This window comes from Streptomyces sp. NPDC006309, assembly GCF_040613095.1.
In the GTDB taxonomy this organism is placed as follows: domain Bacteria; phylum Actinomycetota; class Actinomycetes; order Streptomycetales; family Streptomycetaceae; genus Streptomyces.
This window is the reverse complement of sequence record NZ_JBEXRO010000004.1, coordinates 94,112-107,482: the sequence shown is the minus strand read 5'-3', so window position 1 is coordinate 107,482 and position 13,371 is coordinate 94,112. Positions and strand designations below refer to the sequence as shown.

The following is a 13,371-nucleotide window of genomic DNA, read 5'->3' as shown; positions in this document are numbered from 1 at the left end:
CATGAGACGGAGTGGAGACCGCGGAGCACGCGTGGGCCGCGGAGACCGCGGACAGGTCAGCGTCGAGTTCCTGGGGATGACGCCGCTGATCGTCCTGACGCTGGTGCTCGCGTGGCAGGCCGTACTCGTGGGGTACACCTTCACGCTCGCCGGGAATGCTGCGGACGAGGCGGTGCGGGCGGGAACGGCGGCACCGCGGGGCGGAGCACGGCAAGCGGCCTGCTCGGCGGCGGGGCTCGCGCACCTGTCGGCGGCATGGAAGGGGAGTGCCGAAGTGGACTGCAACGCGAGCGGCTACGTGACCGCCGAGGTCACGCTGCACGTACCCGTCCTCTTCCCCGGACTGATCGACTTCCCGGTCGAGGTCAGGGGCCACGCCGGGGCCGTCGAGGAGGTGAAGCGCTGATATGCCGTACCGGCACGGACGGCGCGACGCGGGCCAAGTCGCCATCGAGTACCTCGGGTTCGTCCCGGTTCTGCTGATCGTGGCCATGGCGGGCATCCAGATCGGAGCCGTCGCCTACGCCGCCGAGCAGGCCGCTACGGCGGCCCGGGCCGGGGCGCGGGCGGCGTCCCTGGGGCAGGACGCGCAACAGGCGTGCGCGCAGGCGGTCAGCGGCGCGCTCTCGGTGTCGTGCGGCCCGGACGGCGGTGGCGCCGGCTCGGTGACCGTCACCGCCACCGTGTCCATCCCGCGGATCGTCCCGGGCTGGAACTTCGACCCCGCCCGGAAATCCGCCACCATGCCACTCGACCACCAGGCGAGGAGCAGCACCCCATGAGCCTGCGGGCACGCATCAGCACCCCCGAGGACCACGGCAACCGGGGCGGGGACGGACACCTGGTCGCCTCCTACCGGGCCAAACTCCTCGAGGAGATCGACCTCGCCGAGATGAGTTCGCTGGCCGCCGCCGAACGCCGGGCCCGGCTGGAACGCGTCCTCGGGCACATCATCAGCCGCGAGGGCCCGGTCCTGTCCACCGTCGAACGGGCCCAGCTGATCCGCCGGGTCGTGGACGAGGCGCTCGGCCTCGGCATCCTCGAACCGCTCCTGGAGGACACGTCGGTCACCGAGATCATGGTCAACGGCCCCGACGCGATCTTCGTGGAGCGCGGCGGCCGGGTCGAACAGCTGCCGCTCCGCTTCGTCTCCACCGACCAGCTGATGCAGACCATCGAACGGATCGTGTCGACGGTCAACCGCCGCGTGGACGAGTCCAACCCGATGGTGGACGCCCGCCTGCCCTCCGGCGAACGCGTCAACGTCATCATCCCGCCGCTGTCCCTGACCGGGCCCATCCTCACCATCCGCCGCTTCCCGCGCTCCTTCACCCTCCAGGAGCTGATCGGCTTCGGCTCGCTCGACGAACAGATGGTGTACCTGCTGGCCGGGCTGGTGCAGGCCAAGTTCAACATCATCGTCTCCGGCGCGACCGGCACCGGGAAGACGACCCTGCTGAACTCCCTGTCCGGGCTGATCCCCCCGCACGAGCGCATCATCACCATCGAGGACTCCGCCGAACTCCAGCTCCAGCAGACCCACGTGGTCCGCCTGGAGTCGCGCCCGCCGAACGTGGAGGGCAAGGGGCAGATCACCATCCGCGACCTGGTCCGCAACTCCCTGCGCATGCGCCCCGACCGGATCGTGGTCGGCGAGGTCCGCGGCGGCGAGTCCCTGGACATGCTCCAGGCGATGTCGACGGGCCACGACGGCTCCCTGGCCACCGTGCACGCCAACAGCGCCGAGGACGCCCTCACCCGGCTCCAGACCCTGGCCTCCATGTCCGACGTCGAGGTCCCCTTCGTCGCCCTGCACGACCAGATCAACAGCGCCGTCGACGTCATCGTCCAGCTCACCCGGTTCGCCGACGGCGCCCGCCGCATCACCGAGATCGCGCTGCTCGACAGCCACGGCGGGGAGCCGTACCGGCTGGCCACCGTCGCCCGGTTCGACGCCCGGCCCATGACGCCCGACGGCCGCGTGCACGGCACCTTCCAGTACTTCCCCCTGCCCCGCCGCACCGCCGACCGCCTCTACATGGCGAGCCAGCCGGTCCCCCAGGCCTTCGGCGTCGCCCACTGCGCGGACCAGCTCGCGACCCGAGAAGCCAGGTAGGACCAATGGAACTGCACACCCTCGTCCGGCTCACCATCGGTGTGACGCTGCTGGCCTGCGTCCTCGCGGTGGCCGGCAGCCACGCCTACGCCTCCGGCCGGGCCCGGCGCGCCGCCCTCGTCGACCGCCTCGCCCACACCGGCGCGCCCCCGGTGACCGGCCGTCGGCGCCACTTCCGCGACCTGGACCGGCGACTGCGCCGCACCCGCCCGGGCCGCCGGCTCGAACTGCGCCTCGCGGCGACCGGCCTCGACGTCACCCCGGGCGAGTTCTTCGCCGGTGTCCTCTTCACGGTCGCCGCGCTCTGGCTGATCGGCCAGGCCACCCTGGCCCCCTTCTTCGGCCCCCTCGCCGGACTCATCGGCATCTGGGCGGCCGTCCAGTTCCTCAACTGGCAGCGCCGCAAACGCATCGAACGCTTCATCGGCCAACTCCCCGAACTCGCCCGCATCCTGGCCAACGCCACCCAGGCCGGCCTGGCCCTGCGCACCGCGATCGGCATGGCGGCCGAGGAACTGGAGGCCCCGGCGGGCGAGGAACTCGGCAAGGTCGCCGACCAGCTCGCCATCGGCCACTCGCTCGACGACGCCCTCGGTGAACTCGCCGACCGGCTGCCCTCGCGCGAACTGGTCGTCCTGGTCACCACCCTCGTCCTGTCCAACCGGGCGGGCGGCCAGGTGGTCTCCGCCCTGCGCAACCTCACCGACACCCTGGAGGAACGCAAGGAGACCCGGCGCGAGATCCGCACCCAGCTCTCCCAGGTGACCATGACCTCGTACGCCGTCCCCGCCCTCGGGATCGGCGCGCTGTTCCTGATGAACGGCGTCAAGGACGGCGCCCTGGACCGCATGACCGGCTCACCGGTCGGCCAGGCCAGCGTGATCATCGCGTTCGCCATGTACGCCGTCGGTTTCGTCCTCATCCGGCGCATGAGCCGGATCGACGTCTGAGGAAGGCACCATGGCACTCCTGCTCGCCCTGCTGACGGGCCTCGGCGTCTGGGGCGCCTTCGCGGGCCTGCGCATGTACCGCGCGGACGCCCGCCTGCCCGCCGACCTCGCCGTCGCCCTGGAGGTCGGCGCCACCCGCACCGGCGCGGTGGGCTCGGCGGTCGACCGGATGGGCATGCGCTACGCCCCCACCGTCCTGCGCCTCATGGGCCCGCGACGCGTGGCCGGACACCGCCGCAAAATCGACCTGGCGGGCAACCCCGGCGGCCTGACCATCGACCGCTACGCCGCCCGCCGCGCGGTCTACGGCGCACTCGGCGGCGTGGGCTTCCTCGTCTTCCTGCTGCGCGGCCAGTGGTTCGTGGCCCTGCTCCTGCTGGCCTTCGGCGCCTTCTGGACGGAGGTCGGCATCTGGTCGGCCATCCGGGTCCGCCGGGACGTCATCGAGCGCACGCTGCCCGACTTCCTGGACGTCCTCGCGGTGGTGGTCAGCGCGGGGCTCGGCTTCCGCCAGGCCCTGGAACGGGTCGCCATCCGCTACGAGGGCCCGTGGGCCGACGAACTGCGCATCACCCTGCGCCAGATGGACCTCGGCATGAGCCGCCGCCAGGCCTTCACGGAACTCCGGCGCAGGAACGACTCCGAACAGGTGGCCATGTTCGTCACCGCACTCCAGCAGGGCGAGGAACTGGGCGCCCCGATCGTGGACACCCTGGTCTCCCTGGCCAAGGACATGCGCCGCACCGACGCCCAGAACGCCCGCCGCAAGGCCGCGCGCGCGGTGCCCAAGGCCACGCTGATGATCACCACGTTCATGGTGCCGGCCACGATGCTCCTGCTCGGCGCGGGCCTGCTGCTGGGCTCCGGGGTGGACTTCGGCTCACTCACGGGGAAGTGAGGACGGCCATGACGGTGACACTGCCGGGCCACACCGGCCGCACCGGCCCGACCGCAACCTGGCGCCGCTTCACCCACCGCGCCGGCAACACGACCGGCGGTACGGGGGCCGCCGGGGGCGAGGTGGTGGGGGGCGCGGGTCCCTCCGGGGGTCCATCCGGCGGGGGCGGGGGCGGGGCGGACGGGGCGGACGGGGGCGGGGGCCGGCCCGTCGGGGGTGAGGCGGCCGGGGGCGGGGCTGTCGGTGGTGGGGCCGTCGGGGCTCGGGCCGTTGGCGGTGAGGCTGTCGGAGGTGCGGACGTTGGGGCCGGCGGAGTCGAAACCGCCGGAGGCGAGGCGTTGGGGTCAGAGGCGGCTCGATCGGTCGACGGCGCTGCCGCGCCGGCCGAGGCGTTCGACGGCGCGGCGCCGTCGGCCGAGGTGTCCGGGGACGAGACGCCGTGGGCCGAGGAGGCCGGGGGCGCGGTGCCGTTGGCCGAGGTGTCCGGAGGCGCGGCGCCATGGGCCGAGGTGTCCGGGGACGAGACGCCGTCGGCCGAGGGGGCCGGGAACCAGATCCCGCCGGCCGAGGAGGCCGGGGGTGCGGTGCCGTGGGCCGAGGGGGCCGCGGGGGTCTCGCCGGGGCAGGCGGTCGTACCCGCCGAGCCGTCCGAGAAGCTTCAGATCCGTGCCCTACAGGCGCTGTGCCGGCAGGTCTTCGGCTTCCGTCTGGCGATGACCGTCCTGTCGGCCCCCGCCGCCCTCCTCAACGCCGCCCCCGGCCTGGGCGCCCGCCTGGTCGGCGCGGCCGTCGTCGTGACCTTCATGGTGTCCTACGTCCTCTTCCGCGACTGGGAACGCTTCGGCCCCCTCCTCCTGCGCCACCCCAGCCTCCTCGCCGCCGACACCCTCTGCGGCGCCTTCCTCCTCGTCTCGGCGGGCCCGGACACCACCCTCGCCTACGTCAGCGTCTGCACCCCGCTCCTGGCCGGCCTGGTCTACGGCTGGCGCGGCGCGGCCGGCTTCGCCTCGCTGGAAGCCCTGATCCTGCTCCTGGTCCACACCACGCTGAAGGCCGGCCGGCACGCCCCCGTCGCCGAGGCACTCCTCCTGCCCGGCCTGTGCGTCATCACCGGCGCGATGGGCTCCACCCTGCGCGGCCTGATGCTCCGCTTCGGTGCCGCGACCCAGGCCCTGACGACGGTCCAGGCCCGGCTCGCGGCGACGGAGGCGGTGGACGCGGAACGCGCCCGGCTGGCCCGCGAGATGCACGACTCCGTCGCCAAGACCCTGTACGGCGTGGCCCTCGCGGCGGACGGCCTGGCGGTCACGGCCGCGGCGGAGGCGCCCGACCCGGTCCGCGTCCGGGAACAGGCGGCCCTGGTGTCCCGCTCGGCGCGCAGGGCGGCGGCGGAGTCCCGGGAACTGCTGACGGACCTACGGCGGCACCAGCCGGACCCGACGGCACCCGTCCCCCTGTGGCACGCCCTGTCCGGCCACGCGCGGGCCTTCACCAGCCGTACCGGCCTGCCGGTGACATGCCACTGGCCCGAGGACGCCGCCGCCCTCCCGTCCCTGCCCGCCGCCGTCGCCCGGCCCGTCCTCTCCATCGCCACGGAAGCCCTGGAGAACGCCCACCGCCACGCCTCCGCGACCCGGGTGGACATCCGCGCCACGGTCCACGGCGGCCTGCTCCGCCTCACCGTCCACGACGACGGCACCGGACTCCCGCCCGGCACCACTCTGGAACGGCTCCGGGGCCGCGGCCACTTCGGGCTGCTCGGCATGGTCGAACGGGCCGCGCAGGCGGGCGCCCGCATCCGGATCGGGCGGGGCGGCCACGAACGCGGCACGGAGGTACGCCTGGACCTCCGCCTGCCGGCAGCCGACCCCGTTTCCCAGGAAGCCTGAGAGGAGCCACCATGCGGGCCCCGCACAGCGAACCCCGGCCGGACTTCCCGCCGCCGGCGCCGGCCCCACCGCCGCTGCGGCTGCTGGTCGCCGACGACAACCCCGTGGTCCGCGCGGGGCTGACGGCCCTGCTGTCGGACCGCCCGGACACCACGGTGGTCGCGGAGGCCACGGACGGCCGCGAGGCGTACGAAGCGGCGCTGCGGCACCGGCCGGACGTCATCCTCCTCGACGTCCGGATGCCCGGAGTCGACGGAATCTCGGCGTTGCCCCACCTGGCACGGCTGGCCCCGGTCATGATGCTCACCTACAGCCACGAGGCGGAGACCGTACGAGAGGCGCTGCGGCTGGGGGCGGGGGGATACCTGGTGCACGGCGAGTTCACGACGGAGCAGCTGGTGGCGGCGGTACGGGACGTACGGGAGGGACGGCCGCATGTCACGCCGGGCGCCGCACGTGCACTCCTCCGCGGCCTCAGCGAAGATGCACGAGCACATGGCACCGGTCAATCCTCCCCCCCATTAACCGCTTTCTCGGCCGAACCGCTTTCGCAGTTGCAACGCCCTGTGGGACAGTCGTTCCGGCGACAGTTCCGGCTGAGTACGAGGGAGGCGGAGATCATGGACCTCATCGCGTCCGGCATGACCAACCAGCAGATCGCCGCCGCCTGCTTCATCAGCGAGAAGACGGTCAAGAACCACATCAACCACATCTTCGCCAAGCTGCACAGCACCACCCGCTCGCAGGCGACGGCGAAGTGGCTGGGGGTGTCCTGACATGCCCCACCGCCCGAACACCTCCCGGCGGATTTGGGCCCACCCCTGGGCCCTGGGACCCTCCGGCCGGCCGGAGGAGGCGCCGTACGCTGCCGCCATCCGAGGCCCAGCTGGAGGGGAAAACCGTGAGCGAATGGTTCAACACCACCGTCGCGTACCTGCGCTCTCGTGCGGCCCGCGACGACCGGGGCCAGACCGCGGTGGAGTACCTCGGCATCATCGCCGTGGTGGTGGCGATCGTGCTGGCGATCACGGGTACGAGCATCGGTCAGTCGATCTACGACGCGATCACCCAGAAGATCGCCCAGGTCACCGGCGGCTGACTCCTCCACGACACGACTCGGGGCAGGCCTTCCCCATCTACCTCACGGTGGTGGCGGGCCTGCTCTTTCTTGCTCTGGCCTACCTCGCGGTCGGTCAGGGCGCGGTGAACCGCAGCGGTGCCCAGACGGCTGCCGACGCGGCGGCGCTCGCGGCGGCCCAGAACGCCCGTGCCCAGCTCACCGACGACTGGGTGCGGGTGCTGTCCGACCCGAAGAAGTGGCAGGACATCTTCGACGGCAGGGCCGCGGTGGACGACCCGTGCTGGCGGGCCGGTCAGCTCGCCGCGCAGAACGACGCCCGGCTGAGTGCCTGCCGGTCCCCGGAGTCGCTGACCTACCAGGTCGACGTGGTGACCAACAAGTCCGTCGGCCGTTCCGTCGTACCCGGGACGGAGGACTTCAGGTCCAGGGCGTCCGCAACCGCCGTGGTGGACCCCCTCTGCACCGTCGACCTCCCCGTCGGAGGGGCCAAGGGCGACGCGCTGCCCCGGCTCGACTGCGACGGCACGACCTGGGACCCGGACCCCGACCACCCATCGGGGCTCCCGAAGCCCGAAGACCTCTTCGACGTCCATCTGGGCCGGCTGACAAGCGAACGATGAGTGACGAAGGAAGCGGAGCGATGAGCATTCGGTTGACTGCGAAGGTCCGCAGGGGGATGGTCGCATGGACGGTCGCGGCCGGCCTGGCCGTCGGTGTGACCGGCTGCGGGGGAAGCGGCGGCGACGACAAGAAGCCGCACGGTCCGGCGTCCGCCTCCGAGGCGACCGGTTCCGGTCCGAGCGCCCAGGAGGGGCAGTCGGACGAGCCGCTGGCCGAACTGAAGGGCTCGGACGGCCTCCTCCTGCGCATCACCTCCGCGCAGCGGGATTCGGGGGGCTTCGTCACCGTCAACGGCACCCTGAAGAACGACGGCGCCGGCAGCGTCGTGGTCCCCTCCGCCCTGAGCGGCAACGAGACCGAGATCCTCAGGAACGGCAGATCTCTGGGCGGCGCCACGCTCATCGATCCCCAGGGCAAGAAGCGGTACTACGTCCTGCGGGACACCGAGGGCCGTCCTCTGACGACCACGGGCTTCTCCACACTCAGGGCGGGCGAGAGCCTGGCGGTCTTCATGCAGTTCCCGGCGCCCCCCGCGAGCGCGACCGAGGTGGACTTCCAGCTGCCGACCTTCTCCTCCGCCACCGTCAAGATCTCCGGGTGAGGCAGCAGTGACCACCACACCCCGGCTCGCGCTGACGGCCGCTGTCCTTCTGCTCACGGTGTACGCGCACGGCGCCACGGCGGTCGCCGACGACGCCGGTCCCCGTACCCCTCCCGGTGCCGCCCCCTCCGCCGCCGCCCCCGTCAAGGTCGACCCCACCGATCCGGATCTGAAGCTTCCGGAGGGTGCCACGCTCGCGGGGGCCAAGGTGCTGGACATCAAGTCGGTCGTGGAGGACCAGAGCGGGGACGAGCGGCGGGAGGACACCAACGCCGACGTGACCTTCGCGCTTCAGGCCGAGGTGCTGTTCGGCAAGGACAGCGCCGAACTCGGCGGTGAGGCGAAGGCCCGCGTCTCCGTCATCGTCGAGGAGATCAGGAAGCAGCACGCGACCCGCGTCCGCGTCTTCGGCTTCACCGACGACCTCGGCTCCTCCGCCCACGGCGACATCCTCTCCAGGAAGCGCGCCGACGCCGTACAGGCCGTCCTCGACCAGGACCTGAACGATCCGGCCGTCACCTTCGACGTCCGCGGCTACGGCGAGCAGTACCCCATCGCCGACAACTCCACCGAGGCCGGCCGGAAGAAGAACCGCCGGGTGGAGGTGTCCTTCCCGCGCACCCGGCAGTGAGCCCGTGCGTCCCTCAGCGCGTCTCCTGCGGCCCCCTGTCCCTGTCGCTCTCCACCTCCACCTCCACCCGCACCCCGGCTCGCAGCCCCCACCCCGCCATGGCCCCGGCCTCCGCCTCCAGGACGTGCCGTGCCCGCAGGCGGGGCAGGCCCAGGCGGCCCGGGGGCATCGTGCGGACGGCCAGGACGGTCAGGCGGCGGTCCAGATAGGCGACGTCGATCGGGATCCGCATCCCGAACGTGTGCACCCCGCTCGCCGGTGACAGCAGCAGCGCCCCCTCGACCGAGTCCCGGCCCAGGAGTCCCCGTGTCCGCGCCCGGTAGGAGGCGGCGATCTCCAGGGGGACGGGCGCGCTGAGCGCCTCCCCGGTGCCCGACCGCAGGACCAGCCGCCCGCGCCCGTCCCGCCGCCACCCCAGCCGCCCGTGCCCGTTCCGCCGCCACCTTCCCCGCGCCCTGTTCCCGGCTCCGTCCGAGCTCCCGCTCCCCTGCGCGTCCCCGCCCCTGCCCGTGTCCGTGTCCGTGTTCACGCCTCGTCCTTCCCCTCCGCGGGGAGCGGCAAGTCCCCGTTTCCTGATTGCGTTGTCCTTTCCCGTCCTCCCCACCAGGAAGGGCCCCATGACTGCACTCGGTGTCGTGTTCCGCCCCCAGCTCCCGCCCGAGCGGCTGCGCGCCGTCGCCCGCCTCGCGGACGAGGCGGGGCTCGAGGAGCTGTGGCTGTGGGAGGACTGCTTCCTGGAGGGCGGGGTGTCCACGGCCGCCGCCGCGCTCGCCTGGACCGAGCGGGTGCGGATCGGGATCGGCCTGTTGCCCGTGCCGCTCAGGAACGTGGCCGTCACCGCCATGGAGGCCGCCACCCTGGAGCGCCTGTTCCCCGGCCGCGCCGTCCTGACCGTGGGCCACGGGGTGCAGGACCGGATGGAACAGGTCGGAGCCCGGGCCGACTCGCCGCTCGGTCTGCTCGGTGAGCATCTCGATGCCCTGCGTGCCCTGCGTGCCCTGCTGCACGGGGAACGGGTCGGTGCGCGCGGCCGGTACGTCCGGCTGGACGACGTCGCCCTGGACTGGCCTGCGGGGCGCCCGGTCGACGTACTCGCCGGTGGTACCGGCCCCCGCACCCTCCGGCCCCGCGGGGAGAAGGCCGACGGCACCCTCCTGACGGCCGCCACCTCCGTGGACGGGGTACGGCGGGCCCGGCGGCTCGCCGAGGAAGGGCGGCGGGCGGCCGGGCGCGGCGGCCACCACCGGATCGTCGTCCACCTCCTGGCCGCCACGGGGGCGGGCGCCGACGCCCGGCTGCGTGCCGAACTCGCCGCCGAGGGGGTGGCGTCGGTGCCGGACGTGGGAGTGGCGGGGGACGCCGCCGCGGTGGCCGCGGCCGTGCGGCGGCTCGCCGAGGCCGGAGCGGACACCGTCGTCCTCCAGCCGACCGTGGACGAGCCCGGCCCGGAGGGCTTCGTGCGGTTCGCCGCCGAGGAGGTCCGGCCCCTGGTGCCCTGACCGGGGGGCGTTGTCAGTGGCGGCTGTCACACTGCGCGGCATGAGCGACGTACACGACACGGTGGCCCTGCGCGAGGTCCTGGACGAGGACCTGGAGGTCCTGTTCGCCTATGAGCACGACCCGGAAGCCGTCCGGCGCTCGATGTTCGTCCCCCGGCAGCGGGACGACTTCTTCCGGCACTGGCGGGAGCGGGTGCTCCCCGACCCCGACTGCCTGGTGCGGACGGTCACGGCCGGCGGGGAGGTGGCCGGGAGCGTCGTGTCGTGGACCGTCGACGGGCGCCGCTTCGTCGGGTACTGGCTCGGGCGTCCCTACTGGGGCCGCGGCATCGGCACCCACGCGCTCCGCCTCTTCCTGGAGCTGGAGCCCGTACGTCCGCTGTACGCCGACCCGTTCTCCGGCAACACCGCCTCCGTCCGGCTGCTGGAGAGACACGGCTTCGAGCGGGTCGGCACGGTCCGGCACGAGGAGCGGGAGCACGTGCTGCTGGTCCTCGGGGAGGCCGCCCCGGCGACCTGAGGAACCCGTCGGCCGGGCCCGCCCACCGGCGGGCGGGCGACGGGTGAGCGGCCGGTTCCGCCGGCCGTGGGCTGGGATCATGGCGGCATGACGGTGAACCGCTCGTTCGAGGATCTCGTGGCCGAAGGGGCGGCCGTGCCCACCGAGGGTTGGGACTTCTCCTGGTTCGAGGGGCGGGCCGGCGAGGCGCGGCCCTCCTGGGGGTACGCCCGGTCCGCGGGGGAGCGGCTGGCCGGCGCCGAGGCCGCGCTGGACATCCAGACCGGCGGCGGGGAGGTGCTCGACTTCGCGCTGAGCCGGGCGGAACCGGCCCGGCCGGTGCTGGTCGCGGCGACGGAGGGCTGGCCGCCGAACGTGGCGAAGGCGACGGCGCTGCTGCGGCCACGCGGTGTCGTGGTGGTCGCCGCGCCGGACGACGCGCCGCTGCCCTTCGCCGACGAGGCGTTCGACCTGGTGCTCAGCCGGCACCCGGTGTGCCCGCACTGGGAGCAGATCGCCCGGGTGCTGCGGCCCGGCGGCACGTACTTCGCCCAGCACGTGGGTCCGGCGAGCGTCTTCGAGCTGGTCGAGTACTTCCTCGGGCCGCAGCCGGCCCGGGTGCGGTCCGCGCGCGACCCGGAGCGGGGGCGGGCCGGGGCCGAGGCGGCCGGCCTGGAGGTGGTGGGGCTCCGGGCGGAGCGGCTGCGGATGGAGTTCCATGACGTGGGCGCCGTCGTCCACTTCCTGCGCAAGGTGGTCTGGATGGTCCCCGGCTTCACCGTCGAGGCGCACGAGCCCCGGCTGCGGGAGCTGCACACGCGCATCCGGACGCGGGGTCCGTTCGTCGCGCACAGCACCCGGCACCTCTTCGACCTGCGCAAGCCGGTCCGCCGGTGAGAACGCGAGCGGGCCGGCGGCGCAGCCGTCAAGTCACCGTTCGCCGACGGCGTCGCCCGACGGGGGGATCCCCGGGCAACACGCCGACACACCCACAATGGCTCAATCCTTACGAATGCACGTGCATTCGGCTGGATCTCCCTGGGATTCCGCTGCGAATCGGCCAGGCGACACCGCTGAATCCAGCATTCCGCAGCCACCGGCGCGTTGCCGGACGATTCCGGAGAGTAGTTGTTCCGCAGTGATGCACCCACCATCACTTACGAAGGGTTATGGTGGAAACCCCCCCTCGGGCCGGTCCGTCTCCCCCCCACGGACCGGCCCGTTTTTTCTTCCCCGCGCCGGAACCTCACCGCACCGGAACCTCCCGGCGCGGGACCGGCGTCCTCACCGGCGGGGACCGCGCCGGGCGGCAGCGGCCGGCCCGGCGGACGCGCCCGGCGGCGAGCCCGTACGAAGGAACCCCGTCCCCCAAGCCCCGGGCCGGAACCAGGCCTTCGGCAGAGGTAGGCTCAACGGCTCCGGCACCCCTGCTCCGCGCCCAACCCCCGGAGGGTCACGTGAACCTGCGCGACAAGCTGCGCGGCCTGCTCGTCAGGCTCTACGCACGCCGGGTGGAAGGCCACCTGGACCACGCTCAGGTGCCCAAGCACATCGGCGTCATCATGGACGGCAACCGCCGCTGGGCGAAGGCGAGCGGCTCCAGCACCGTCCACGGGCACCGGGCCGGCGCCGAGAAGATCGAGGAGTTCCTCGGCTGGTGCTCCGAGACCGACGTCGAGGTCGTCACCCTGTGGCTGCTGTCCACCGACAACTTCGACCGGCCGCGGGACGAGCTGGTCCCCCTGCTCGGCATCATCGAGGACGTCGTCCGCACCCTCGCCGCCGACGGCCGCTGGCGCGTCCACCACGTGGGCACCCTGGACCTGCTGCCCGCGGGCATGCAGCGCACGCTCAAGGAGGCCCAGGAGGCCACCGCCCACATCGACGGCATAGTCGTCAACGTGGCCATCGGCTACGGCGGCCGGCAGGAGATCGCCGACGCCGTGCGCTCCATGCTGCTCGACGCCCAGGACAAGGGCGTGCCGATGGCGGAACTCGCCGACTCCGTCGACGTCGACATGATCGGCCGGCACCTGTACACCGGCGCCCAGCCCGATCCCGACCTGGTGATCCGCACCAGCGGCGAGCAGCGGCTGTCCGGATTCATGCTCTGGCAGACCGCGCACTCCGAGTACTACTTCTGCGAGGTCTTCTGGCCGGCCTTCCGCAAGGTCGACTTCCTGCGCGCCCTGCGCGACTACGCCGCACGTCACCGCCGCTACGGCGGCTGACCCGCCGCCCCCCGCCCCGTCACCCCAGGTGACGGGGCGTCGTCGTGTGTTCCGGTTGGGGCGTACGTAAGAAGGAGTTCACCGTCACGCTGTTGGCCGCATTTGCATGGCGGCGCGCGTTCGAGGGCATAGTCCAGACAGGTCGACACCCGAACCACGGGTGTCGGATCTCAGCGGGCGGCTCGGGGCCGTCCGCCCGGGAGGCCCCTTGCACCAGCCCGATCGTGCGATCACGGCACGGACGAAGAGGCGGAGGGCCGGTCGCCGGCCCCACGCGGGGCGGCCCTGGACCGGCATGGATTCTTCCGTCCTGCCGGGCCGTATCTCCCCGCCTTCCCCGCCCTCCCGGCACTGC

16 protein-coding genes are annotated in these 13,371 nt (G+C 73.2%); 15 read left to right on the top strand and 1 reads right to left on the bottom strand.

Features of this window, described 5'->3' with window-relative positions; genetic code table 11:
- The first annotated feature begins 1 nt into the window (after position 1).
- The 11 genes from ABZ117_RS07530 (at position 2) to ABZ117_RS07480 (ending at position 8,787) form a co-directional block, all read left to right on the top strand.
- Positions 2-406, top strand: a complete 405-nt coding sequence (locus ABZ117_RS07530) for a TadE/TadG family type IV pilus assembly protein (RefSeq protein WP_356818353.1) — start codon at positions 2-4, stop codon at positions 404-406.
- 1 nt (position 407) lies between these two features.
- Positions 408-782 (top strand): TadE/TadG family type IV pilus assembly protein, encoded by a 375-nt coding sequence (locus ABZ117_RS07525; RefSeq protein ID WP_356818351.1) that lies wholly within the window; start codon positions 408-410, stop codon positions 780-782.
- Entirely contained in the window at positions 779-2,116 is a 1,338-nt protein-coding gene (locus ABZ117_RS07520; RefSeq protein WP_356818349.1) for a CpaF family protein, read from the top strand. Before ABZ117_RS07525 ends, ABZ117_RS07520 begins: the two co-directional genes overlap by 4 nt.
- A gap of 5 nt (positions 2,117-2,121) precedes the next feature.
- Complete coding sequence (locus ABZ117_RS07515; RefSeq protein WP_356818347.1) at positions 2,122-3,066, top strand: type II secretion system F family protein; 945 nt, start codon at positions 2,122-2,124, stop codon at positions 3,064-3,066.
- Positions 3,067-3,076: 10 nt separating this feature from the next.
- Complete coding sequence (locus ABZ117_RS07510; RefSeq protein WP_356818345.1) at positions 3,077-3,964, top strand: DUF5936 domain-containing protein; 888 nt, start codon at positions 3,077-3,079, stop codon at positions 3,962-3,964.
- A gap of 662 nt (positions 3,965-4,626) precedes the next feature.
- The gene (locus tag ABZ117_RS07505; protein ID WP_356818814.1) at positions 4,627-5,853 is read left to right on the top strand and encodes a histidine kinase; all 1,227 of its coding nucleotides are present in this window, start codon (positions 4,627-4,629) and stop codon (positions 5,851-5,853) included.
- A gap of 11 nt (positions 5,854-5,864) precedes the next feature.
- A complete protein-coding gene (locus tag ABZ117_RS07500) occupies positions 5,865-6,629 on the top strand; it encodes a response regulator transcription factor (protein WP_356818343.1) in 765 nt (254 codons plus the stop codon).
- Positions 6,630-6,754: 125 nt separating this feature from the next.
- The gene (locus ABZ117_RS07495) at positions 6,755-6,952 is read left to right on the top strand and encodes a hypothetical protein (RefSeq protein ID WP_356818341.1); all 198 of its coding nucleotides are present in this window, start codon (positions 6,755-6,757) and stop codon (positions 6,950-6,952) included.
- Complete coding sequence (locus tag ABZ117_RS07490; RefSeq protein ID WP_356818812.1) at positions 6,949-7,554, top strand: pilus assembly protein TadG-related protein; 606 nt, start codon at positions 6,949-6,951, stop codon at positions 7,552-7,554. Before ABZ117_RS07495 ends, ABZ117_RS07490 begins: the two co-directional genes overlap by 4 nt.
- A 20-nt stretch (positions 7,555-7,574) precedes the next feature.
- Positions 7,575-8,156, top strand: coding sequence for a hypothetical protein (locus tag ABZ117_RS07485; protein WP_356818339.1), 582 nt, complete (start codon positions 7,575-7,577; stop codon positions 8,154-8,156).
- A gap of 7 nt (positions 8,157-8,163) precedes the next feature.
- Entirely contained in the window at positions 8,164-8,787 is a 624-nt protein-coding gene (locus ABZ117_RS07480) for an OmpA family protein (protein ID WP_356818337.1), read from the top strand.
- A gap of 13 nt (positions 8,788-8,800) precedes the next feature.
- Here the strand turns inward: ABZ117_RS07480 and ABZ117_RS07475 are convergent, their stop codons facing one another.
- Positions 8,801-9,205 carry a DUF192 domain-containing protein gene (locus tag ABZ117_RS07475; protein ID WP_356818811.1) on the bottom strand — a complete coding sequence of 135 codons (405 nt, stop codon included), beginning with the start codon at positions 9,203-9,205 and terminating at the stop codon, positions 8,801-8,803.
- A gap of 163 nt (positions 9,206-9,368) precedes the next feature.
- On the opposite strand from ABZ117_RS07475, the gene ABZ117_RS07470 reads away from it, so the two are divergent.
- From ABZ117_RS07470 to ABZ117_RS07455, 4 genes are all read left to right on the top strand, one after another.
- Positions 9,369-10,286, top strand: a complete 918-nt coding sequence (locus tag ABZ117_RS07470; RefSeq protein WP_356818335.1) for an LLM class flavin-dependent oxidoreductase — start codon at positions 9,369-9,371, stop codon at positions 10,284-10,286.
- A gap of 40 nt (positions 10,287-10,326) precedes the next feature.
- Positions 10,327-10,806: a GNAT family N-acetyltransferase gene (locus tag ABZ117_RS07465; protein WP_356818333.1), complete on the top strand. Its 480-nt coding sequence runs from the start codon at positions 10,327-10,329 to the stop codon at positions 10,804-10,806.
- 87 nt (positions 10,807-10,893) lie between these two features.
- Positions 10,894-11,682 carry a methyltransferase domain-containing protein gene (locus tag ABZ117_RS07460; protein ID WP_356818331.1) on the top strand — a complete coding sequence of 263 codons (789 nt, stop codon included), beginning with the start codon at positions 10,894-10,896 and terminating at the stop codon, positions 11,680-11,682.
- A gap of 560 nt (positions 11,683-12,242) precedes the next feature.
- Positions 12,243-13,016, top strand: coding sequence for an isoprenyl transferase (locus tag ABZ117_RS07455; RefSeq protein WP_356818329.1), 774 nt, complete (start codon positions 12,243-12,245; stop codon positions 13,014-13,016).
- Positions 13,017-13,371 lie beyond the last annotated feature (355 nt).